This window comes from Halarchaeum nitratireducens, from assembly GCF_014647155.1.
In the GTDB taxonomy this organism is placed as follows: Archaea; Halobacteriota; Halobacteria; order Halobacteriales; family Halobacteriaceae; genus Halarchaeum; species Halarchaeum nitratireducens.
Window position 1 is genome coordinate 75,644 of record NZ_BMOQ01000002.1, and the last position, 23,529, is coordinate 99,172.

The following is a 23,529-nucleotide window of genomic DNA, read 5'->3' on the forward strand; positions in this document are numbered from 1 at the left end:
GGGCGTGGAGAAGGGCGTTACGGCCGGGGCGGACGCCGCGCGCCGACCCCAGATTTATCGCCGTCGCCCGAAAACGGACCTGCCGTGCCCGCCCTCCACCGTTCGCCCCCGATCGTCGGCGTCGCCGCGGCCGTCCTCGTCGGCGGCGTCGTCCACTACTGGTTCGCGGACCCGGCGCTGAGCGTCGCCGTCGGCCTGCTCTACTTCGCGATCGGCTACTTCCGGGTGCGATACGGCCGCATCGATACGAGCCTGCGCGGGCTCGGCCGGCGGGCGACGGTCGTGGGCTTCCTCGGCCTCCTCGGCGTGTCGCTCGTGCTCGTGGAGAGCGGCCGCCAGTTCGGCCTCGGCGATCTCGAGACCTACCTGTTCGTTCTCGTCTTGGTCGGTGCGAGCGTCTTCTTCGCGACGGTCGCGGCGGTACAGGACGCCTGAGACACCACCGCGTCCGCAGCTTTCACCCCGTCCTGTCCGCAGAAATCCCTCCCTCAGGCACGACGCCCGCGGACGGCGAGCACGACCATGCCGAGGGCGATCAGGCAGAACGCGACGAGCGACTGGTTCGGGATCGTGACGGGACGGACGTGGATCGCGGCACAGCCCCCGAGAGTGCAGGTGCCGCCGGCGACGCGTTGGAGGTACGACTGGTAGGCCGCGAGGGCGATCCCGCCGGCACAGAAGGGGAGCACGAGTCGATAGACCCCGTAGTCCTCGGTGTACCACGCGTACGCGAGGACGCCGACGAGCGGGTACATGAGGATGCGCTGGTACCAGCAGAGTTCGCAGGGCGGGTAGCCGAGGACGAGGCTGTACGTGAGGCTCCCGGTTGTGGCGACGGCCGCGACGAGCGTCGCGGCGGCCAGGAGGGAACGCGGGCGTCGACGTGCGGGCACATCGGGCGTTCGACGCGCACCCCTTATCGGCTTTCGGTCGCCCCGATTCAGTCCGCGGCCGCGGGCTCGGCCTCGGAACGCTCGCCCGATCGCCCGCGGTGGACGGTCTCGTCGACCTGCGAGTAGACGAGCAGGAACCCGAGGAGCGCGAGCACGGCGCCGAAGACGAACGGCGCGGCGTACGACGTCCCGAACGGGAGGCTGAAGCCGGCGAGGTAGCCGGCGGAGAGCGGTCCGATGGCGACGCCGAGGCCGAACGCCATCGTCAGGACGGAGAGCGTCGTCCCGGAACTCCGCCCCTTGGCGATGTCGCCGGCGAGCGCCATCGCGGGCGCGAAGACGGCCGCGCCGGCGACGCCTTGGAGGAAGCGCGCGACGACCATGCCCGCGGGTGTGGTGACGAATCCCTGCGCGAGCGTCGTGGGGACGAGTAACAGGAGGCCGGCGAGGATGAACGGTTTGCGGCCGTACTCGTCGCTCCACGCGCCGATGGGGGCCTGGAAGAGGACCTGCGCGAGGACGAACGCGGCGAACTCGATGCCGAACCACGTCGCGTTCTGTCCGAGCGTGGCGTTGATGTGGGTCGCCAGCGGTTCGAGGAGGGCGATCCCCACGGCCATGAAGACCGAGGCGACGCCGAGCGTGAAGACGGGATCGAGGAGCTTCCCCTCGCGCTCGCGGTCGAGGATCGCGATGCTGAGGTCCTCACCGGCCTCCTCGCCGAGCTCCTCCGGCTCGGGGTCGGAGACGAGTACGTGGACGAGGACGGCGCCGACGAGCGAGGAAACCGTGGCGACGTAGAACGCGGACTCGAAGCCGGTGATCGACGCTCCGAGGAACTCGTAGGGGCCGCCGGCGACGACGCCGCCGGCGACGACGGGGCCGAGTCCGAAGCCGACCATCCGGAAGGTGTTGAAGATCCCCATCGCGCTGCCGCGGTCGGCGTCCGCGGAGAGTTCGTTCACGAGCGCGACGGTCGCGGGGACGGTGAGCGCGACGCCGACGCCCTGCGCGACGCGGATGAGCAGGACGGCCGCGTAGCTTCCGACGACCGTGTACGTGAAGTTCGCCACCGTCAGGAGGAGCAACCCGGCGATGACGAAGATCTTCCGTCTGCCGCTGCGATCGGAGAGGTTGCCGGCGAAGGGCTGGATGGCGCTGTTGAAGAAGCCGAACATGGAGAGGATGATCCCCGTGATGAGCGCGGGCGCGAGCCCGAACGTCCCGCCGGAGACGACGCCGCTGGCGATGTAGAGGGGTAAGACGATGATGAGGAAGGAGTTCCCCATCGCGTCGGCCATCCGCGCGAACGCGAGCGCGAGTATTCGTCTGTCGATGTCTCGGATACCCATTATCGGGGCACCTCGCTCGTTCCGGTGTGTCTCTCGTGCATGGTAGATAGTAACTGAACGGTTAGTCAGCTGTATCGGAAACGTCGTCGCCGTCGGACATAAGGGTTGCGTCGGGTGCGTACTCCGCCGCCACCGCTACCGACACCGTCACTATCGCTACCCCGCGACACGGGCGAATGGACGGATACAAACCGCCCTGCTCCGTCCGAACCGACGTGACCGCGAGACGCGACGTCGCGCTGTACCTCGGATTGGCCGCCTCGTGGGGGACGGCGTTCGTCGCCACGGACGCCGCCCTCGACACGGTACCCCCCGTGTTGCTGGCCGCCGTCCGCTTCGACATCGCCGCGCTCGCGCTGTTCGCCGTCGCCGCCGCGGCGGGACGCTCCCTCCGACCGCGCGGCCGCGGCGACTGGGCACCGATCCTGCTCGGCGGCGTCTGTAACATCGGCCTCCACCACGCGCTCCTCTTCGCCGGCCAGCGGACCGTCCCGCCGGCCGTCGCCGCGACGCTCCTCGGCCTCGTGCCGGTGTTGACCCCCGCGGTGGCGCGCGTGGCACGCGCCGACGACCGTCTCGCCCCGCGCGGTATCGCCGGCGTCCTCGTGGGCTTCGCGGGCGTCGCGCTCATCGCGCATCCCGACCCCTCGAACCTCTCCGCGAGCGTCGGCGTCGCGCTCGTCCTCGCGTCCGCGGCCGTCTGGACCGTCGGTGCGGTGCTCGTCGACGAGGACGACGCCGAACTCGGGGGTCTCGCCCTCCAGGCGTGGACGCTCCTCGTCGGCGCGCTCGCGCTCGATGCGGCCGCCGTCGTCCTCCCCGGACAGTCGCTCGCCGCGGCGACTTTCCCCCTCGCGACGGTCGGTTGGGTGCTCTACCTCGCGCTCGTGCCCGGCGCCGTCGGCTTCCTCGTCTACTTCCGTCTGCTCGACCGTCTCGGACCGATCGAGATGGGGCTCATCGAGTACGTCATCCCGCCGTTCGCGGCGCTGTTCGGCTGGGTGCTCCTCGGCGACGTGATCGACGCGGCGACGGTCGGCGGTTTCGTCGCCGTCCTCGCGGGCTTCTGTCTCCTCAAGGGTGACGCCCTCCGGCGGCGCCTCCGCGGCTGGGCCGACGCCGTGCGCGCGTAGCCCGGACCGCCCGGCGGACGGCGACGCGCTTCGCGCTCGATTCCGGCCGGTGTCGGAACGGTTATGCGGCGGCCGACTCACACCACGGGACATGAGCGACGACCTCTCGGAGACCGCAGCGGACCTCGCCACCGATCTCGTCCGCGAGGACCTCGTGGTCCTCTCGCGTCCGGACGTCAACCACCGGCTGAAGACCCGCCTCGACATCTCGAAGATCGACCACGACCGCGTGACGGAGGCGTTCGCCGACGAGGGCTGGGAGTACAGCCGACACCTCTACTACCACCCGCAGGGGCTGCGCGACGCGACGACGGCCCTCGCGGACGACCTGCGCGGCGACGGCCGCCTGCTCGTCACCCACGACGAGGTCTGCGACGCCCTCGCGCGAGAGAGCGAGGAGGAGGAGCCGGTCCGCGACCACGTCACCGGATGGACGCAGGGCGGGTTCGACGAGCTCGTTCGCGGGGCGCTCGAGGAGGCGGGCTGGCGCCACGAGACGGTCGAGCGCCGCGGACACGAACTGCGCGTCTACCTCCGGCCGCTGTACGCCGTCTTCGAGGAGAGCTACCCCAGCGGGAAGTCGCCGCTCACGACCAACGAGCTGTTCTCGCACTACCTCTCCTCCTCGATGGCGGACGCGCTCGAAGACCGCTGAGCGCCCTCGACCGCGACTACTTGAACCCGGGCCGCGGCGTCCGCGGCGTCGCCTCGGCGACTCGATTTTGGCGCCCCTAAATATTCCGCCGCCGTCGGGCGCTTTCACGGGTCACGGACTCGCGGACGCCACCGTGCGGAAGAAGGGGCGGAACGGTACGAAGCGGGTAACTATTTTTGCCTGGGGCGAGAACGGTCTGACGAATGGTGACACGTAGTGACTGATCCATCCGAACGAACGACCGCGCTCCGCGTCGCCGGAGCGGACGCCGCTGGCTTGGCCGCCAGCGCGGAACGCGACGGCGTTCCCGTCGTCGCCGTCGGCTCGACCGGAGCCCGGGCGCTCGAACCGCTCGTCGTTGCGACCCACGAAGGCACCTCGGCGTTCGTGCCGAACGCGGACGCGGACGACGTCGCGGCCGCCGTCGACGCGCTCGCGGACGGGACGCTCCCCGACGCCGATGCGCGAGTCGACCACGACGAGGTGCAGGCGTCGCTCCCGATCCCCTCGATCGAGGGCTTCGCGGGCGAGCGGAGCGTCCTCGCGCGCTGCGGGTGGACCGACCCGCGCGACCCCGACGATTACGCGAACGCGGTCGGTTTCAGCGACGCGGACGCCGACGCCGTCCTCGACGCCGCCGAGGGCCTCCGCGGTCGCGGTTGGGGCGACTGGTGCGCCGACGAACCGTACGCCGACCTCTGGGCGGGCGTCCGCGAGCGCGACGGACCGACCTCCGTCGTCGTGAACGCCCACGGAAACCCCGGGGACGCCCTCCTCTTGGAGAGCGACCCCTTCGCCGTCCTCGACGGGGCGAGCGCCGCCGCGCGCGCCGTCGACGCCGACTATCTCTATCTCTATGCGAGCGAGGCCGACGAGGCCGCCCTCGAACGGGCGCGAGACGCCGCCGCGGCCCGCGACTACGGCGTTCCGGTCGAAGTCGTCGCCGGCCCCGACGTCTATCGCGCCGCGGAGCCGACGATGGCGATCGAGGCCATCGAGGGCAACCACCGTCTGGAGGCGCGCCTGCGTCCCCCGGGCCCCGAGGTCGAGGGGATCTACGGCAACCCGACGGTCGTCCACACCGCGCGTACGTACGCGCACCTCGCGGGCGCGATCCACGGCGACGCTCCCGAGACGCGCGTCGTCTCCGTGACGGGCGACGTGGCCGACGCGACGACCGTCGAACTCGCCGAGTCGGACACCGTCGCGAGCGCGACGGCCGCCGCGGGCGTCGACGACTTCACGGCCGCCTGCGTCGGCGGAAAGTTCGGCGGGATCACGACCGATCTCGACGTCGGCCTCGCCCCCGAGGACCTCGACGAGGCGGACCTCGGCACCGAGGGCGTCGTCGAGGTCCTCGGCGAGGACCGCTGTCCGGTCGCGTTCGTCGGCCAGCGGACTAATGTCGCCTCGGAGACGAACTGCGGGCGCTGCGTGCCCTGTCGCGAGGGGACGACGCAGCTCACGGAGAAGCTCCGCGACGTCTACGACGGCACGTACGACGAGGGCGGGATGACGGAGCTGATGGGCGTGATGGAGTCGACGAGTATCTGCGCGTTCGGGCGCGACGTTCCCCGCACGGTGCGGACGGCGATGCGGGAGTTCGACGACGCGTTCGAGGCGCACGCCGACGGGGACTGCCCGAGCGGCACGTGTGCGGTCGGAGGGACACAGTAGATGAGTTCGGAACACGCAGACAGAGCAGACGCACCGCCACTGACCGAGACGATCGCGCCGGGGACGGCGACGGACCCCGACGTGAAGAGCGCCGAGGAGGCGACCGTGACGGTCGACGGGCAGGACATCGTCGTCCCGGAGGGCTCGACGATCATCGAGGCCATCGAGGCCGCGGAGACGGCGGGCGAGGTCCCCGCGCTCTGCTACTACGATCGGGACAGCCCCGAGGCGGAGAAGATCGGCCCGCGCAGCGAGTGTCGGACCTGCATGGTCGAGACCGACGAGCACGGGATGGTGCCGTCGTGTAGCTTCCCCGCCGAAGACGGCCTCACGATTTCGACGGACGACGAGGCGGCCACGGAGGCCCGCGACGTCAACCTCGACCTCGTCCTCTCCGATCACAACCTCCGCTGTACGACCTGCGGGAAGAACGGCCGCTGCGAACTGCAGGACGCGGCGATCGACAACGACGTCGAGGAGCCCCGATACGGCGTCTTCGACGACCGGGAGGCGTACGAGCCCCTCGACGATTCGAGCGACTTCATCCAGATCGACCGCAACAAGTGCATCCTCTGTAACCGCTGCGTGGAGGCCTGTAACGACGTGCAGGTCGAGGGCGTCCTGCGGATGGAGGGCCACGGCGCGGACACCCGAATCGGCTTCCAGAACGGCTCGGAGACGATGGAGGACTCGACGTGCGTCTCCTGCGGGCACTGCGTGACGGTCTGCCCGACGGGGAGCCTCGTCGAGCAGGGGATCACGGACGCGGCGACGATCCCGCTGCCCGGCTTCAGTCAGAAGAACTCGATCGGGAAGTCCCTGGAGAGCACGGGCAAGGAGAAGAAGGGACCGATGACGCGGATGAAGCGCGACGAACCGAAGGACCTCACGAGCGAGGCGCGAACGGACGAGAACCCCGGTGACTGGCTATGAGTAGTAACAACGAGCGAAAGGAGGGCGTCGCTGGATTCATGCAGCGCGCCAAGGAACAGGCGAACAGGAACGTCGAGCACTTCGCGGAGGGGATGGCCGCCGGTTCGATGCCGGAGGGCAAGCTCTTCGACATCGCCCAGCAGATCAGCGACAAGCGACTGGGCGAACTCACGGTCGACAGCACGACGTGTGGCTACTGCGCCGTCGGCTGTCGCTTCGACGTCTACACGGACGGCGAGGAGGTGCTGGCGACGCGCGCGGCCGACCCCGAGGAGTCCCCCGTCAACGACATCTCGACGTGCGTGAAGGGGAAGTTCTCCTACAACTTCGCCAACTCCGATCAGCGCCTCACCGACCCGCTCGTCCGCGACGAGAACGGCGAGTGGCGCGAGGCGACCTGGGAGGAAGCCCTCTCGCGGACCGTCGAGGGGTTCCGGGACATCATCGACGAGTACGGCAACGAGGCGATGAGCGTCATCGCGTCCTCGAAGGCGACGAACGAGGAGAACTACCTGATGGGCAAGTTCGCCCGCCAGGTCCTCGGCACGAACACCGTCGACAACTGCAACCGCCTCTGTCACTCCTCGACGGTCGCCGGCCTCGCCAAGACGTACGGCTACGGCGCGGCGTCGATCAGCGTGAAGGACTTCGAGGAGGCGGACCTGATCTTCCTCACCGGATCGAACACGACCGAGGCCCACCCCGTGCTCGGCACGCGCGTCAAGCAGCACGTCAAGGAGGGCGGCGACCTGATCGTCTTCGACCCGCGCGAGACGCAGATCGCCGAGTACGCCGATCAGTACACCTCGATCCGCCCGGGCTACGACACCGTCTGGGTCAACGGTCTCACGCGCTACATCATCGAGAACGACCTCTACGACGAGGAGTTCGTCGCGGAGCGCACCGAGGGCTTCGAGGAGGTCAAGGAGGCCGTCGACGAGTTCACCCTCGACTACGTCGAGGAGGTCACGGGCGCCTCTCCCGAGGAGATCGTCTCCGCCGCGGAGGCCATCGCCGAGGCCGACCGCACCGTCTTCGGCTGGACGCTCGGCATCACCGAGCACTCGCACGGGACGGACAACGTCGCGTCGCTCGCCAACCTCGCCGCGATCACCGGGAACGTCGGGAAGCCCGGCACCGGCGTCTCGCCGTTCCGCGGTCAGAACAACGTGCAGGGCGGCGGTGGCGACATGGGACCCCTGCCGGACAACTTCCCCGGCTACCAGAAGGTCGCGGACGACGAGATCCGCGCGAAGTTCGAGGAGGCGTGGGACTGCGAGATCCCGGCCGAGCGGGGCTACTACACGACGGAGATGTTCAACGCCTTCGACGACGGCGAGCTCCGCGGGATGTTCTGTATCGGCGAGAACCCCTCGCTCTCCGAGCCCGGCAAGAAGCACGCCGACGAAGTGCTCGAGGAGATGGAGTTCCTCGTCGTGCAGGACCTCTTCATGAACGAGACCGCGAAGTACGCCGACGTCGTCCTGCCCGCCGTCTCCTTCCTCGAAAAGGAGGGGACGTTCGCCAACACGGACCGCCGCGTCCAGAAGGTCAATCAGGTCCTCGAAAAGAAGGGCAACGCGAAGGCCGACTGGGAGATCCTCCAGGAGCTCGCAAACCGCATGGGCCGCGAGTGGGACTACGCGGACACCAACGAGATCAACGAGGAGATGCGCTCGCTCACGCCCATCTACGGCGGGATCAGCCACGAGCGTATCGAGGAGGAGGGCGGCATCCAGTGGCCGTGCTGGGACGAAGACCACCCCGGGACCGAGCGCCTCTACACGGAGGAGTTCAACACGGAGAGCGGCAAGGCGAACCTCACGCCGGTCGGCTACGCGGAGCCGATGGCGCCGCAGACCGAGGAGCTCCCGCTCACGCTCACCACGGGGCGCGTCCTCTACCAGTACCACACGGGAACGATGACGCACCCCGAGGAGGGGATCATGAAGTACAACGACCGGGACTTCGTCGAGATCAACCCCGACACCGCCGCCGCCTACGGTATCGAGAACGGCGACCCGGTCCGCATCGAGTCCGACAAGGGCGAGATCGTCGTCACCGCGCAGGTGACCGAGCGCATCGGCGAGGACACCGTCTTCGCCCCGATCCACTTCGCGGAGACGGCGGTCAACACGCTCACCGACTCCGAGCGCCTCGACCCCGAGGCGAAGACGCCGGAGTTCAAGGCGACCGCCGTTCGCATCAGCCCCGTCGAGGGTCAGCAGTCGACGAGCCGACCCGGGAGCGTCGAACCCGCCCGGGGTGACGACTGATGGCCCAACCGGTCCGCGAGGTTCCGGAGAGCGCGACGAACACGGAGCCCGAACGACCGCAGGAGGGCCGCGACGCCCTCGAATCGGTCCTCGAGGAGTACGGCGGCGATTACGCGGACGCCGCGGAGTACACGGACGAACTGGAGAACGTCCTCGAAACCGCGATTCTCGTCATCTCCAGCGCGGACGACGCGGAGGTCGACTACGTCACCGACTCGATGGTGACGCTCGTGAAGGCGGGCGACGCCATCAGCACCGAGGGGACCGTCGCGCTCGCCGAGTCGTTCGGTGATAACTCCGAGGGATTCGCCGAGGTCGTCGACGACGTGGTGCGCCTCCAGCAGGAGGGCCACCTCACGATGTTCCTCGAACTCGCGGGGACGCTCGCGGAACCGCTCGACGAGGACGATGCCGAGCGACTCGCTAACACCGTCGGGGAGAACGCCGAGGAGCTCGCGGACGTCCTCGACGACCTGATGGCACTGAAGCAGACCGGTCAGCTCGACGCGCTCCTCGAACTCGCGGCGACGTTCTCCACCCTCGACGCCGACGAGACGACCGCGAACGCCCTCAACGACGTCCTCGGTGCCGTCGGTGAGGCCGAGGAGGAGTCCGAGCCGATGGGTCTCTTCGGCGCGCTCGGCGCGTTGCGAAGCAGCGAGGCCCGCGCCGGTCTCGGATACGTCGTCGAGATACTGAAGGGTCTCGGCCGCCGTAACACCTAGGTGATGCACGAGGCGGGCACGGACGACGCGAGCGACCGATCGGAGACCGCGGGAACGACCGTCTGCCCGCTCTGTGCGGTCGGCTGTCACCTCACGCCGGCCGACGGGGCGGGTGCGGGCGGCCGGGCGCGCGGCGTCGCCGGCCCCGCGAACCCGAACGGCCGGCTCTGCGCGAAGGGCGTCAACGCCTTCGAGAGCGTCGACGACCCCGACCGACTCACCCGACCGCTCGTTCGTGAGGACGGTGCGCTCGTTCCGACGGACTGGACGACGGCGCTCGATCGCGCGGCCGACGGTCTCGCCGCCGTCGCGGACGCGCGCGACCCCGACGCGCTCGCGTTCTTCGGCGCGCCACACTGCTCGAACGAGGAGAACTACCTCTTACAGAAGCTCGCGCGGACGGTCGGATCGAACACCGTCGACAACCGTGCCCGCCTCTGTCACGACAACGCCGCCGAGGCGCTCGCCGATCGCTTCGGCTATCCGGCCTCGACGTTCGGCATGGACGAGCTCGTCGACAGCGACCTCGTCCTCGTCGTCGGCGCGAACCCGGCCGTCCAACAGCCCGTCGCGTTCAACGCGTTCGTTCGCGGCGGCGACGCCGACGTCGTTCACGTCGACCCGCGGGCGAACGAGACGACGCGCGCGGCGGACGTCCACCTCGCGCCCCGACCCGGGACGGACGCGCTGTTCTTCCACGCGGTCGCCGCGGAACTCATCGAGCGCGACGCCGTCGACGCGTCGTTCGTCGCCGAACGCACGACCGGGTTCGACGGCTACCGGGAGTCCCTCTCGGACGTCGACGCCGTGCGGGCCGCGGCGGCGACGGACGTCCCCGCGGGCGACGTGCGCGACCTCAGCGAGCGGATCGCCGCCGCCGACGGCGTCGCGGTCATCGCCGGCACGGGCGTCGAGGCGGACGGCGGCGCGACGGCGCGCGCGCTCTGCGATCTGCTCTGTCTCACGGGCGACGTCGGGCGAACCGGCGCGGGCTTCGCGCTCTTCCGCGGGCTGAACAACGAGCAGGGCGCGACCGACGTCGGCTGTCGGCCGGACGAACTCCCGGGTCACGCCGACCTCACGGATCCCGCGGCCCGCGAGCGCGTCGCCGACGTCTGGGGCGCCGACGTCCCCGAGACCCCGGGACTGAACGAGAAGGAGGCGCTCGCCGCGTTCGGCGAGTCGATCCACGGGGCGCTCGTCGTCGGCGAGAACCCCGCGATCTCGAAGCGCGATGCCGATTGGACGGCGGCGCGCCTCGACGCCCTCGACACGCTCGTCGTCGTCGACGTCTACGAGACGGAGACGACCGCGCACGCGGACGTCGTCCTCCCCGCCGCCGTCGGCGTGGAGAAGACGGGGACGGTCACGAACCTCGATCGCCGCGTGCAGGCGCTCGCCGCCGTAGCCGACCCACCGGGCGACGCCCGACCGGACTTCGAGACGCTCTGCGCCCTCGGACGGCGCCTCATGGGCGACGGCTTCGAGTACGACGGCCCGCGCGAGGCCTTCGCCGAGCTCCGCGCGGTGAGCCCGATCCACGCCGACGTCACCGTCGGCGAGCGGTGGGGCGACGACTACCGCGAGCGCTTCGCCACGCCCGACGGCCGCGCCGCCTTCGCGCCCGTCGAGACGGACGTCGAGGTCGACGCGGATGGACTGGCGCTCGTCGTCGGCTCCCGCGCCGGCGGCTTCGGGGCGGCCGACGCGACCGCGGACGAACTGCTCCACCTCAACCCCGCGGACGCCGACGCGCTCGGCCTCGCCGACGGCGACGCCGTCGTCGTCCGCGGCGACGGCGCCAGCGTCGAGACGGTACTCACCGTCGAGGACGGCGTCCGCCGCGGCGTCGCCTATCTCCACGCGGACGTCGCCGATCCCCTCGTGCGCGCCGGGACGGCGAGCGTCGAGGTGGCGGCCGCGTAACGCCGCTCGGAGCGCCGACGTCTTGTGTCCGCGCCGTCTCCCTTCACGCATGTCCCGCCTCGTCGAACGCGACGCGCACGGTCCCGTGAAACTCGACGCCGACGATGTCGATCCCGAGAAGGGCGATATCGCGGTCTGTCGCTGCGGCCTCTCCGACGAGCATCCCTTCTGTGACGGTTCGCATCGCGCGACGGCGGACGAGTCGCCCGACGAGACGTACTGCTACGACGCGGACGGTGAGCGCCGCGTCGTCGTCGACGTCGTCTGCGAGGCCGACGCCGACGCCGAGGAGCGGGACGGGGACGAGGACGCGAACGAGACCGGGTGACGGCCCCGATCAGACCTGCGGTCCGAGCTCCTCGTAGGGCTGGACGACGACGAAGCCGGCGTCGCCCTCGAAGACGAGCTGATAGCGCTCGTCGGAGGAGCTCCCGACGAGGTCGCTGAGGCTCCGATTCGACTCGACGCTCGGGGAGAGGTCGCGGCTCCACGCGACGGTGGCGTCGGGGTCGGTGCGGACGGGCGGCGTGAGGACGAGCGGATCGCCGTGCGTGGTGATGGCGACCGTCCCCGGCCCGGAGAGGAAGACGTTCGTCAACCCGGCGGCGGAGGCCCCGCCGAGGCTCCCGGTGACGCCGATCTCGTAGTCGACGCGGTCCTCGAAGGCGAGCACGTCCATCCCGTTCACGGAGATGGCCTCGTCGGCGTCGAGTTCGAGCAGTTGGATCTCCTTGCCCTGATCGGCGACGTAGAGGTGGCCCTGTCCCGAGACCTCCATGACGGGCGTCCCCTCGCTCGTCGCCTTCTCCTTCAGGAAGCCCGTGACACCGCCCTCGGCGGAGGACTTTCCCGTGAAGGAGAGATCGCCGTCGAAGGCGACCATCGCACCCGCCTTCGTGATCACGGTGCCGTCGACCGCGATATCGAGGAGCTTCCCGTTCTCCAGTTCGAACTGTTCGCCGCTCTCGTCCGGTTCGTTCGCGGTGACGAACTCGTCGAGTTCCATGGACATTGTCGGTATCCGAGCCGTGGAGGGCTCTCGTCGGGAGGGTCGCGGAGTGATCGGAAAAAGGTTTGCCGGGGACGTCGCGCGAACGCCGACGCGCCGCGCGGACGGCGATCGGGATCTAGGCGGTCTCGCGTCGGGAGTCGAGGAGGGCGACTAGGGGTCCTGCTCGGCGTCCGTGACCGTCCCGTCGGCCGCGTCGGCGGCCCGCGCGTCCGGGTCGCGCTTCGCGGGGTCGCCGTGACCGCCGCCGCCCGGCGTCCGGATCGAGACAGTCGTCCCCGCCGCGACGTCGCGCACGGTCTTCGCGGGCACCGACTCGCCGTCGATACGGTTCTCGCCGGTCGCGCCGTCCGCGCCGCCGGCGAGACCGCGCGGGGCGCGCCGCCGACGTTCGGTGAGGAGCGAGACGGTGGCGTCCGTCTCGACGGTGACGGTGCGGACGACGCCGAGTCCGCCGCGGTGTTCGCCGTCACCGCCGCTGTCGGGACGGAGCGCGTACTCCTCGACCCGGAGCGGGTACTCGTTTTCGAGGGCTTCGACGGGCGTGTTGAGCGTGTTCGTCATCCCGACCTGCACGCCGTCGAGGCCGTCGCCGGTCGGGCGCGCGCCGGCCCCGCCGCCGATGGTCTCGTAGTACGCGAAGCCGTCGCCGGTCCGATCGCCGATCGTGAGGTTGTTCATCGTTCCCTGCCCCCCCGCGGGGACGCGCTCGGGAACGGCGTCGGCGAGCGCGGCGAAGACGACGTCCGTGACGCGCTGGCTCGTCTCGACGTTGCCGCCGACGACGGCCGCGGGCGGGTCGGGATCGAGGACGGACCCCGAGGGGACCTCGACCGAGATCGGGTCGTAACACCCCTGATTGGGCGGGATCTCGGGATCTGTGAGGCAGCGGAAGACGAAGTAGACGGCGGAGGTGGCGACCGCGAGCGGCGCGTTGACGTTCCCGTCGACCTGGTCCGCCGTGCCCGCGAAGTCGACCGTGACCGCGTCGCCGTCGATCGTGACGGCCACTGCGATGGGGATCTCGTCGTCGGTGAGGCCGTCGCCTTCGAGCGCGTCCCGGGCGTGATACGTGCCGTCGGGGAGGTCGCGGAGTTCGGCGCGCACGCGGTCGCGCGAGTAGCCGATGACGGCGTCGAAGGCGGCGCGGATCTCGTCGCGGCCGTGGTCGGCGACGAGCTCGGCCAATCGCTCCTCGGCGCGGTCGTTCGCGGCGATCTGCGCACGGAAGTCCGCGCGGCGCTCGCCGGGGTTGCGCACGTTGGCGAGGAGCAGGTCCATCACGTCCTCGACGACCTCCCCGCCCTCGACGAGGCGGGTCGGCGGGAGGCGCAGGCCCTCCTGGAAGATCTCGCGCGCGCCGGCGGGCATGCTCCCGGGCGTCATCCCGCCGACGTCGGCGTGGTGGGCGCGGGAGACCGCGTATCCCATGACTTCGCCGCCGATCCCGATCGGGGAGACCATCGTGACGTCCGGGAGGTGGGTGCCGCCCTCGAAGGGGTCGTTGAGGACGTAGACGTCTCCGGGCGCGGGGTCGTAGTCGCGGACGGCCTCGACGGCCCGCGGCATCGCGCCGAGGTGGACGGGGATGTGCTCGGCCTGCGCGACGAGCCGCCCGTCGGCGTCGAAGAGCGCCGTCGAACAGTCCTCGCGCTCCTTGATGTTCGGCGAGTACGCGCCGCGGATGAGCACCTGCCCCATCTCCTCGGCGAGGCTCTCGAACTGATTGCGGACGACTTCGAGGGTGACGGGGTCCAGGTCGCGCTCGCTCATTCGCGCTCACCCCGTTCGAGGACGACGGTGCCGTCCGACGTCACGCGCCCCGTCCAGCCCGGCGGAACGACGACGGTGCTCTCGCGGCCGTCGAGGACCGCGGGCCCGCCGAACTCGGCCGCGGGGGTGAGCGCCGCGCGGTCGTACACCGTTGTCTCCCGGTAGTCGCCGTCGAAGAACGCCTCGCGAGTGCCGGTGACCGGATCGCCAGCGCCGGCGTACGCGACGTCGAGCGGGTCGCCTTCGACGGTCGCGCTCGCGCGGAGCGTGACGACCTCGACGGGGTCGTCGAGCCGGTAACCGTGTGCGTCCTCGTGGGCCGCGTGGAATCGCTCGGCGACGGCCGCGGGGTCGAAGTCGGGCGCTGGAACGGTCTGCTCGAAGCTCTGCCCGGCGTAGCGGCAGTCGACGGCGCGCGTCACGGTCGCGGCCTCGGGGTCGGCGACGTCCGCGCGGACCTCCTCGACGAGGTCGTCGTACGCGGCTTCGACGGTCGCGGGATCGGCGTCGTCGAGCGCGACCTGGTGGGTGCGCGCGGCGTCGTGCTTCTCGTCGGCGGCGAGCAACCCGTACGCGGAGAGGACACCGCAGGCGCGCGGGACGACGACCGTGTCGACGTCGAGGTCGGCGGCGAGCGCGCCGGCGTGCATCGGGCCGGCCCCGCCGAAGGCGACGAGCGCGAAGTTCCGGGGGTCGTGGCCGCGCTCGACGGTGACGCGGCGAATCGCGCGCGTCATGTTCGCGTTGGCGACGCGGTAGACGCCGCGGGCGGCCGCCCGCGGGCCGTCGAGGTCGGCGTCGTCTGCGAGGCGGGCGAGCGCGTCGCGTGCGGCGTCGACGTCGAGTTCGAGGTCGCCGCCGAGCGACGCGTCCGGGCCGATGTACCCGAGCACGACGTTCGCGTCCGTGACGGTGGGTTCGGTGCCCCCCTTGCCGTAGCAGGCGGGACCGGGTTCGGCACCGGCGGATTTCGGGCCGACGCGCAGCGCGCCGCCCTCGTCCACCCACGCGACGGACCCGCCGCCGGCACCGACGGTCGTCACGTCGACCATCGGGACGCCGATCGGGTGGCCGGCGATCTCGGCGTCCGTGGTGCGTTCGGCCTCGCCGTCGCGCACGAGCGAGACGTCGCTCGACGTCCCGCCCATGTCGAAGGTGACGAGTCCCGCGGTCTCCGTCACGTCCGTCGCGGTGTCGCTCGCACCGACGACGCCCGCGGCCGGCCCGGAGAGCGCCGTCGTGACAGCGTGATCGCGGACCGTCTCCGCGGCCGCGATACCGCCGTTCGACTGCATCACGCGCGGCGTCGGCACGCCGCGCTCCGCGACCTCGTCTTCGAGTCGACCGAGATAGGCGTCGATGGCGGGCGTGACGTAGGCGTCGACGGCCGTCGTCGAGGTGCGTTCGTACTCGCGGAACTCCGCGAGCACCTCGTGCGAGGCCGAGACGGGGACGTCGAGTTCCTCGCGGAGGATCGACGCGACGGTCCGCTCGTTCTCCGGATGCCGATAGGCGTGAAGGAGGGAGACAGCGACGCTCTCAGCGTCGCAGTCACGGATCCCGTCCGCGAGCGCGCGCACCTCCGATTCGTCGACGGGCGTCTCGATGCCGTCGACGGTGACCCGTTCGTCGACCTCGAAGCGGCGGCGGCGCGGGACGAGTGGGTCGGGCTTCGACGCGTCGAGGTCGTAGAGGCTCGGTCGATCCTGTCGGCGGAGTTCGAGGACGTCGCGGAAGCCCGCGGTCGTGACGAGTGCGCTCCGCGCGCCGTCGCCTTCGAGGAGCGCGTTCGTCGAGACGGTCATCGCGTGCGCGAACGCCTCGACGTCAGCGGGGTCGACGCCGGCGCGCTCGCAGACTTCCTCGATCCCGCGAACGACGCCGACGCTCTGGTCGGCCGTGCTCGGGACCTTCGCCGTCACGAGGTCGCCGTCGGCGGTGTGGAGGACGACGTCCGTGAAGGTGCCGCCGACGTCGACGCCGACGCGCGTCGCGGGCGTCTCGACCATCTACAGCACCCCCGCGACGGAGAGGAGCGTTCGGACGCCGAGCCAGACGACGACGAGCGTGACGAGTCCGCCGACGACGTTTCCGGCCGTGCTGTTCGTGTAGTCGCCGAGGATGTCTCGATCGTTCACCGCGTAGATGAGGAAGAGAGCGACGATGGGCAGGAGGATACCGTTGACGACCTGTGCGAAGACGATGACCTGCACGGGGCTCCCGCCGACGAGCGAGGCGACGATGCCGACGGCGATGATGGTGCCCCAGACGGCGCGAAAGCGCGGCGAGTCGATATCGGTCTCCCAGCCGAGCGCGCCCGCGGTGGCGTACGCGCCGGCGAGCGGTGCGGTGGTCGCGCTCGTGAACCCGGCGGCGAAGAGACCGACGCTGAAGAGGTATTTCGCCCACGGGCCGGCGAGCGGTTCGAGCTGCTGGGCCATCACGCCGACGTCCGAGATCGCGGTCCCGCGGGGGAACGCCGCGGCCGCGGTGACGAGGATCGCCATCGTGATCAGGCCGCCGACGACGATGGAGAGGACGGTGTCCGCCCGGCAGTCCGGGAGGTCGCTCGGCCCGCTCCAGCGCTCTTGGACGTTGCTCGCGTGCAAGAAGAGGTTGTAGCCGACGACGGTCGTTCCGATGAGGCCCGTGGCGAGGACGAGCGAGTCCCCGGGAACGCGCGGGGCGAACCCCGCGACGAGCGCGCCGACGTCCGGCCCGATGAGGATGGCGTCGACGACGAACGCGACGGCCATCAGGGCGACGAGGCCGACGAGGACGCGCTCGATGAGTTCGTACCGACCCGTGAAGAGCAGCGCGCCGGCGACGAGCCCCATCACGGGGCCCCAGACGGTCGCGGGGATCCCGCTGAGGGTGGCGAGGCCGGCGGCGCCGCCCAATATGTTTCCAGCCTCGTAGGCCGCGGTGCCGATACCGATGGCGCTGACGACGAGCGCGACGCTGACGTAGGAGGGAACGGGGTTGTCGAACTGCCCGCGGAGGGCCTCGCCGAGCCCTTCGCGCGAGACGAGGCCGAGGCGCGCGCTCATCTCCTGAAGTACGATCGTCGCCGCGATCGAGAACGCGATGGTCCAGAGGAGCGCGTACCCGAAGCGCGCGCCCGTGACGCTCGCCGTCGTCACCGTCCCGGGACCGATGAACGCGGCGGCGACCATCGCTCCCGGTCCGACGGACCGTAGTCGTTCGATACCGTTCATGCGTGAGACATCACACCACACGAACGACCAGCGATGGGTATAGACCTTTGTAAGAACGGAGAATACGCCGACACCGGAGGCGCGCGTGCGTTCACGCGACGTATGACGCTGTATGAACGCGTGTGATCGATCGCGTCAGTCCTCGGCGTCGACGGCCGTGACGATCGCCTTCGAGACGCCCTCCTCGACGTTGACGTCGAACGGGAGGTCGCGGACGCTGTGCGTGAGAAAGCGGAGCATGAACCACTTGATCGACGCCGTCGGGAAGACGACGTGGTAGGTCGGGCCGTCGGAGTCGCGGACGGTGAGGAAGCCACAGAAGTCGAGCCAGTGGAGGAGGTCGCCGAGCGTCGTGAACCGCTCGCCGTACTCGCGGGCGTGATACGCCGCGACCCGATCGATCGCGTCGAGGAACGCCGGGTCGGGGTCGCCGGACTCGCCCTCCACGTAGTCGAGGAAGCAGTGGAGGAAGTCGACGTCGAGCAGGACGTGTTCGCCGGTCGAGAGCATCCGATGGTAGGCGTCGAGGCGGGCGTCGGCCGCCCCGTCGACCGCGTCGAAGTTCGCCGCGTAGAACGTCAGCGCTCGGCGGACGATCTCGCTCTGCGAGGTCTCCGCGCGGTCCGTGAGGTCCCCGAGCGCGTCGGCGGACTCCTCGTCGAGCGACACCGTGAGGCGATTCGAGGGCACGGTGTATCGTGGCGTGACGCGGAGTTAGCGCTTTTCACTCGTCGCCGCCCCCGGGTGCGAGACGCTAGCGATCGATAGGGGGTGTATCCAAACGTATATGCCCGGATACGCCCTACGGTCTGTAAGAATCGATGGATTTGACTGACTCGCAGCAGGCGATTCTCACCGCGCTCATCGACGGCTATCAGTCTACTGAGTCCCCGATGACGGGGGAGGAGATCGCGGAGGCGGTCGATCGCCACCCCGGGACGATACGCAACCAGATGCAGACGCTGAAGGCCCTCGACCTCGTCGAGGGGATTCCCGGCCCGCGCGGGGGGTACAAGCCGACGACGAACGCCTACGAGGCGCTCGACCAGCAGGACCTCGACGAGGCCGACGCCGAGGCGCTCACGGTCGCGAGCGACTACGACCGCATCGCGGTCACCGTCGAGCGAATCGACTTCCTCGAAGTGAACCACCCCGACGAGTGCGCGGCCGAAATCGAGTTCACCGAGGCCGTCGACGTCGAGGTCGGCGATCCGATCGTCATCGGGCCCACGCCGAACACGGCCCTCGTCGTCGCCGGGCAGGTCACGGCCGTCGAGGACGACGGGCGGACGGTCCGGATCGACGTCACCAAACTCGAAGCACCGCTCGTCGCCGAACCGTAACGACCGTAACGGCCATCCGCGTCCCCCGCGACGACGCACTCGTGACCGTCCTCGTTCTCGGCGATCAACTCACTCGCCGCGCCGGCCCGCTCGTCGCCCGTCCCGACGAACGCGTCCTCATGATCGAAGCGCGCGCGTTCGCCACCCGCCACGCCTACCACCCGCACAAACGGACGCTCGTCGCCAGCGCGATGCGCCACTTCCGCGACGCGCTCCGCGACGACGGCCGCGACGTGGCGTATCACGAGACCGAGACGTTCGGCGGCGGCCTCGACGCGCACTTCGACGCCCGTCCCGGCGACGCCCTCGTCGTGATGCGCCCGTCGAGTCACGGCGCGGCCGACCGCCTCCGCGATCTCGTGACGGCCCGCGGCGGGACGCTGACCGTCGTCGAGAACGAGACGTTCTGCTGTTCGCCCGCCGACTTCGACGACTGGCACGAGGGCGGAACACTCCGCCACGAGGATTTCTACAGGCACATGCGCCGCGAGACCGGCGTGCTGATGGACGGCGACGACCCGGTCGGCGGGGAGTGGAACTACGACGAGTCGAACCGCGAGACGCCGCCCGAGGACTACGAACCGCCCGACGTCCCGACGTTCGATCCGGACGCGACGACGCGGGCGGTGCAGGACGACTACGCGGACGCGAACGCCGAGTCGTGGGCGGACCCGGCGCCGTTCGGTTGGCCGGTGACGCGCGAGGGCGCGCTCGCGGCGCTCGACGACTTCGTTGCCCGTCGACTCCCCGACTTCGGCCCGTACGAGGACGCGATGGTCGCGGGCGAACCGACGCTCGATCACGCGCTCCTCTCCGCGCCGCTGAACCTCGGACTCCTCGGCCCGCGCGAGGTCGTCGACGCCGCCGTCGAGGCCTACGAGGCCCGTGGCGACGTCCCGATCGAGAGCGTCGAGGGGTTCGTCCGCCAAGTCCTGGGGTGGCGCGAGTTCGTCCGCCACGCCTACCGGGTCGGGATGCCCGACCTCGCCGACGCGAACCGCCTCGACGCGACGCGCGATCTCCCGCCGGTCTACTGGGACGGCGACACCGACATGGCGTGCGTGGCCGAGGCCGTCGCGGGCGTCCGCCGTCGCGGGTACGCACACCACATCCAGCGGCTGATGGTGCTCTCGAACTTCGCGTTGCTCTACGGCGTCGATCCGCACGCGCTCAATCGGTGGTTCCACGTCGCCTTCGTCGACGGCTATCACTGGGTGTCGACGCCGAACACGGTCGAGATGGGCCAGTACGCGGGCGACCTCTTCGCCACGAAGCCGTACGCGGCGTCGGCGAACTACCTGGACCGGATGGGGGATTACTGCGCGGGGTGTGCCTACGACCCGGACGCGACGACCGGCGCGGACGCCTGTCCGTTCAACGCGCTCTACTGGGACTTCCTCGCCGAGAACGAGGACGACCTCCGATCGAACCACCGGATGGGGCTCGTCTACTCGCACCTCGACGACAAGCGCGACGCGGGCGACCTCGCGGCGATCCGGGAGCGCGCTGGGGAAGTACGCGCGGCGGTGAGCGCGAGCGACCCGTCGCGGACGGAGTGAGCGGTAGAATCCGCGAACCGCGCGGCGGCGAGCCTCAGCGACCCGCCGCGGGCTGAGTGAACGGCGAAGCCGTATGCCGCCTCACCGCCTGCGGCGGCGACGGAACGGCCGTTCGAGGTCGTCGAGGAGGGCGCGCGTCCGTCGGTTGCTCCGCACGTACGACACCCACCCGGTCGCGAGGAACGCGACGCCGACGAGGACGAACGCGCCGCCGAGCGGGACCGCCGTGGATCGGTCGAAGAGGCCGAGGATCGCGGTGCCGAAGAGGAAGGAGGCGAACCCCGTCCGGATGTGCGCGAGCGTGGTTCGCTCGCGGGCGAGGCGCGTCCGCTCCGCCGCGAGTTGCGTTCGCTCGACGTCCGCGTCCCGGCCGCTGGGATCGTCGCTCATCGCTCGTCGATCGATCGGCCGACACCGTAGTGATTTCGCCGCGACCGCGCTCACACCCCGCGCGGCGCGTACCGGGTGCCCCGATTCGTCCTCACTCGGTGGAGCGTGCGTCCGCGACCGTCTCCTCGGCGAGCGGGAAGACGAGATCGAAGACGGCGCCGCGCGCGTCGTCGCGCGCGTCGTTGTCGCGGACGCCGACCGAGCCGCCGTAGGCGTGCATCATCTCCTTCACGAGGTAGAGTCCGAACCCGTTCCCGGGATCGTTGAGCTCCGAGACGCCCTTCCGGACGACGCTCTCCTTCTTGTCGTCGGGGATGCCGGGGCCGTTGTCGGCGATGTGGACGGCGATCGCGGGGCGCTCGGTCTCCGTCACGTCCACGTCCGCGCGGCCGGCGTCGAAGTCCGGGAGGACCTCGCCCGTCTCGGCGTCGACCTGCGCCGAACACGTCGTTCGCGTCGTCCACACGTCGACCTCGGGCGTCTCGGCGTCGTTGTGGACGACGGCGTTCGAGAGGACGTTCTCGAACACCTCGCCGACGAGGTCGTCGCCGACGACGGTCGTCTCGGGGTCCGGGAGGTCGTGGGCCGTGAACACCGCGTCCGGATGCGTGTCGCGCGCGAGTGCGAGCTTCTCGTCGAGGGCGTCCCGAAGCGACACCGGGTGGGTCTCGTGATCGCTCTGATTGACGACCGCGTCCATGAACGTCCGCATCGTGTCGATGACCGCCCCGAGGTCGTCGACGCGCTCGCGGATCGTTCGGAGGTGGTCGATCGCCGCGTCGTCCGTGACGTACTCGTCGGCGAGCAGACCGGCGCGGGCGTCGACGAGGTTCAGGCCGTTCAGGATGTTGTGCCGGATGATCCGGTTCATGAACTCCAGGCGCTCGCGTTCGTGTTCGAGGGCGCGCTCGCGCTCGCGTCGGTCGGTCATGTCCTCGACGATCTTCGTGTACCCCTGGAGGTCGCCGTCGGCGTCGCGCCGCGCGGCGATCGTCACGTCCGCCCAGAAGCGCGTGCCGTCCTCGCGGACGCGCCATCCCTCGTGATGCGCGCGGCCCGTCTCGCGCGCCTCGGCGAGGAGCTCCCCGGGAAGGCCGTCCGCGACGTCCTCCTCCGGGTAGAAGATCGAGATGTGTTCGCCGAGGATCTCGTCCTCGTCGTACCCCTTGATCTGGGCGGCCCCCTCGTTCCACGAGACGACGCGTCCCTCGGCGTCGAGGGCGAAGATGGCGTAGTTGTCGACGTCCTCGACGACCTCCTCGAACTTCGACTCCTCCTCCCGGAGGCGCCGGCGTCGCTCCTCCAAGAGGGTCTTCCGATCGAGCTCGTAGCCGATCCAGTTGCCCATCAGCTCGACCATCGTCAGCTGCCAGTCGTCGAAGGGGTCGGCCTCCTCGCGGTCGAGGAAACACAGCGACCCGTAGAGCGTCTCGCCGACGTAGACCGGCGTCCGGACGTACGTTTCGAACCCCGCGTCAGTCCCGTAGTCCCGCTCGGGGACGTCGAACGGCCGGGCCTCGAACTGCACGGTCCGGCCCGCCTCGACGAGACGCTGGCAGTGCGTCTGGGCCAGCGGGACGACGTCGCCGGCCCCGATGTCGGCGTCCTCGCACCGGACGGCCTCGATCCGATACTCGCCGGAGTCCGTGTCGATCCGCGCGAACGAGCCGTACTCGGCGTCGAAGAGGTCGCGTCCGATGTCCACGAGGGCCTCGACCTTCGCGTCGAAGTCACGTTCGGGATCGGAGATGACCTCGTACATCTCGCGCAGCGTCCGCTCTCGGGCGTTGAGTTCCTGCTCGCGGCGTTTCGTCGCCGTGATGTCCGTGTAGTGCTCGATGCGTCCCCCCTCGTAGCGTCCGCTCTCGATCGGTTTACTCCAGTGTTTCAGCCACCGCTCCTCGCGGTCGGGGCCGGGAGTCATGTGGCACTCGAACTCGACGGTCTCGTCGTTGCGTTCGTACGCCTCGAAGAGGCGATCGCGGAAGCGCTCGGGGCGCTCGATGCGACCTGCGATCCGCTCGTCGATGAGCTCGCGCTTGTCGCGCCCGACGATGGCGGTACGATCGAGGCCGAAGTACTCCGCGGTCGCCTCGTTGATCCAGACGACGCGACAGTCGGTGTCGAGCACGAACGTGGCGACCTCCGAGGTGTCGAGCACGTCGTTCGTGAGCGTCCGGTACTCCTCGCGGCTCCGTTCGAGATCGACCTCGGTCCGGCGCCGTCGGGCGCTGTAGACGCCGGCACCGAACGCGGCGATGGAGCCGAAGAGGACGCCGTCGAGCGCGAGGATCCACGGCTTGAGGCTGCCCATCGCCCACAGCTGGAGGCCGATGACGAGCCCGTAGAGGAGCGCGATGCCGGCCGCGACGCCGACGTTCCACTTCGTGACCATCCAGACGTACTCCGGCTCCCACCCCGCTCGCCCGAGCCGGACGCCGCCGTAGACGAGCCCGAGCGAGAGGCAGATTAGCGGGGCGTTCTCGATCGCCGTCGTCGTGACGGCCCACGAGAGCGCCGTGGTGTCCTCCCACATGTCGTAGAGGGGCACGGACAGGAGCAGGAGGCCGAGCAGGGAGATCGGCACCCACGCCAGCCCGCGGGAGGACGACCCCGGCGATTCGTTCATGCCAACACTTGCGAGCCCGGACGTTTGAATACCGTGGC

General features: G+C 70.3%; 20 protein-coding genes. 11 read left to right on the top strand and 9 right to left on the bottom strand.

Annotated elements, in window-relative coordinates:
- Window positions 1-84 precede the first annotated feature (84 nt).
- Window positions 85-435, top strand: coding sequence for a hypothetical protein (locus IEX91_RS02815; protein WP_188876995.1), 351 nt, complete (start codon window positions 85-87; stop codon window positions 433-435).
- Window positions 436-488: 53 nt separating this feature from the next.
- Here the strand turns inward: IEX91_RS02815 and IEX91_RS02820 are convergent, their stop codons facing one another.
- Window positions 489-893, bottom strand: a complete 405-nt coding sequence (locus IEX91_RS02820) for a disulfide bond formation protein B (RefSeq protein WP_188876996.1) — start codon at window positions 891-893, stop codon at window positions 489-491.
- 47 nt (window positions 894-940) lie between these two features.
- Window positions 941-2,245 (bottom strand): MFS transporter, encoded by a 1,305-nt coding sequence (locus IEX91_RS02825; RefSeq protein WP_188876997.1) that lies wholly within the window; start codon window positions 2,243-2,245, stop codon window positions 941-943.
- 215 nt (window positions 2,246-2,460) lie between these two features.
- On the opposite strand from IEX91_RS02825, the gene IEX91_RS02830 reads away from it, so the two are divergent.
- From IEX91_RS02830 to IEX91_RS02865, 8 genes are all read left to right on the top strand, one after another.
- Window positions 2,461-3,378 (top strand): DMT family transporter, encoded by a 918-nt coding sequence (locus tag IEX91_RS02830; RefSeq protein WP_211086500.1) that lies wholly within the window; start codon window positions 2,461-2,463, stop codon window positions 3,376-3,378.
- Window positions 3,379-3,469: 91 nt separating this feature from the next.
- Window positions 3,470-4,033 carry a hypothetical protein gene (locus IEX91_RS02835; protein WP_188876999.1) on the top strand — a complete coding sequence of 188 codons (564 nt, stop codon included), beginning with the start codon at window positions 3,470-3,472 and terminating at the stop codon, window positions 4,031-4,033.
- Window positions 4,034-4,249: 216 nt separating this feature from the next.
- Window positions 4,250-5,710: an NADH-ubiquinone oxidoreductase-F iron-sulfur binding region domain-containing protein gene (locus IEX91_RS02840; RefSeq protein WP_188877000.1), complete on the top strand. Its 1,461-nt coding sequence runs from the start codon at window positions 4,250-4,252 to the stop codon at window positions 5,708-5,710.
- Window positions 5,711-6,643 carry a 2Fe-2S iron-sulfur cluster-binding protein gene (locus IEX91_RS02845; protein ID WP_188877002.1) on the top strand — a complete coding sequence of 311 codons (933 nt, stop codon included), beginning with the start codon at window positions 5,711-5,713 and terminating at the stop codon, window positions 6,641-6,643. It abuts the gene before it with no gap.
- Window positions 6,640-8,919: a formate dehydrogenase subunit alpha gene (fdhF, locus tag IEX91_RS02850; protein WP_188877003.1), complete on the top strand. Its 2,280-nt coding sequence runs from the start codon at window positions 6,640-6,642 to the stop codon at window positions 8,917-8,919. Before IEX91_RS02845 ends, fdhF begins: the two co-directional genes overlap by 4 nt.
- The gene (locus IEX91_RS02855) at window positions 8,919-9,644 is read left to right on the top strand and encodes a DUF1641 domain-containing protein (RefSeq protein WP_188877004.1); all 726 of its coding nucleotides are present in this window, start codon (window positions 8,919-8,921) and stop codon (window positions 9,642-9,644) included. Before fdhF ends, IEX91_RS02855 begins: the two co-directional genes overlap by 1 nt.
- Window positions 9,645-9,647: 3 nt before the next feature.
- Complete coding sequence (locus tag IEX91_RS02860; protein WP_188877005.1) at window positions 9,648-11,570, top strand: molybdopterin oxidoreductase family protein; 1,923 nt, start codon at window positions 9,648-9,650, stop codon at window positions 11,568-11,570.
- A 49-nt stretch (window positions 11,571-11,619) separates the two neighbouring features.
- Window positions 11,620-11,898 (top strand): CDGSH iron-sulfur domain-containing protein, encoded by a 279-nt coding sequence (locus tag IEX91_RS02865; RefSeq protein WP_188877006.1) that lies wholly within the window; start codon window positions 11,620-11,622, stop codon window positions 11,896-11,898.
- Between the two features lie 9 nt (window positions 11,899-11,907).
- On the opposite strand, the gene IEX91_RS02870 is transcribed toward IEX91_RS02865, so the two are convergent.
- The 5 genes from IEX91_RS02870 to IEX91_RS02890 all read right to left on the bottom strand — a co-directional run bounded on the left by IEX91_RS02870 (window position 11,908) and on the right by IEX91_RS02890 (window position 18,260).
- Window positions 11,908-12,576 (bottom strand): AIM24 family protein, encoded by a 669-nt coding sequence (locus IEX91_RS02870; protein WP_188877007.1) that lies wholly within the window; start codon window positions 12,574-12,576, stop codon window positions 11,908-11,910.
- Between the two features lie 156 nt (window positions 12,577-12,732).
- Entirely contained in the window at window positions 12,733-14,352 is a 1,620-nt protein-coding gene (locus IEX91_RS02875) for a hydantoinase B/oxoprolinase family protein (protein ID WP_188877008.1), read from the bottom strand.
- The gene (locus tag IEX91_RS02880; protein WP_188877009.1) at window positions 14,349-16,361 is read right to left on the bottom strand and encodes a hydantoinase/oxoprolinase family protein; all 2,013 of its coding nucleotides are present in this window, start codon (window positions 16,359-16,361) and stop codon (window positions 14,349-14,351) included. Before IEX91_RS02880 ends, IEX91_RS02875 begins: the two co-directional genes overlap by 4 nt.
- On the bottom strand, window positions 16,362-17,570 hold the full coding sequence (locus tag IEX91_RS02885; RefSeq protein WP_188877010.1) for an Nramp family divalent metal transporter: 1,209 nt from the start codon (window positions 17,568-17,570) through the stop codon (window positions 16,362-16,364).
- Between the two features lie 135 nt (window positions 17,571-17,705).
- Window positions 17,706-18,260, bottom strand: coding sequence for a ribbon-helix-helix protein, CopG family (locus IEX91_RS02890; protein WP_188877011.1), 555 nt, complete (start codon window positions 18,258-18,260; stop codon window positions 17,706-17,708).
- 131 nt (window positions 18,261-18,391) lie between these two features.
- On the opposite strand from IEX91_RS02890, the gene IEX91_RS02895 reads away from it, so the two are divergent.
- Both IEX91_RS02895 and IEX91_RS02900 read left to right on the top strand, forming a co-directional pair.
- A complete protein-coding gene (locus tag IEX91_RS02895; protein WP_188877012.1) occupies window positions 18,392-18,913 on the top strand; it encodes an HTH domain-containing protein in 522 nt (173 codons plus the stop codon).
- Window positions 18,914-18,954: 41 nt separating this feature from the next.
- A complete protein-coding gene (locus IEX91_RS02900) occupies window positions 18,955-20,472 on the top strand; it encodes a cryptochrome/photolyase family protein (RefSeq protein WP_188877013.1) in 1,518 nt (505 codons plus the stop codon).
- 81 nt (window positions 20,473-20,553) lie between these two features.
- Here IEX91_RS02900 and IEX91_RS02905 read toward each other — a convergent pair whose 3' ends face one another.
- Window positions 20,554-20,862 (bottom strand): DUF202 domain-containing protein, encoded by a 309-nt coding sequence (locus IEX91_RS02905; RefSeq protein ID WP_188877014.1) that lies wholly within the window; start codon window positions 20,860-20,862, stop codon window positions 20,554-20,556.
- Between the two features lie 91 nt (window positions 20,863-20,953).
- Window positions 20,954-23,491, bottom strand: a complete 2,538-nt coding sequence (locus IEX91_RS02910) for a PAS domain S-box protein (RefSeq protein WP_188877015.1) — start codon at window positions 23,489-23,491, stop codon at window positions 20,954-20,956.
- Between the last annotated feature and the right edge of the window lie 38 nt (window positions 23,492-23,529).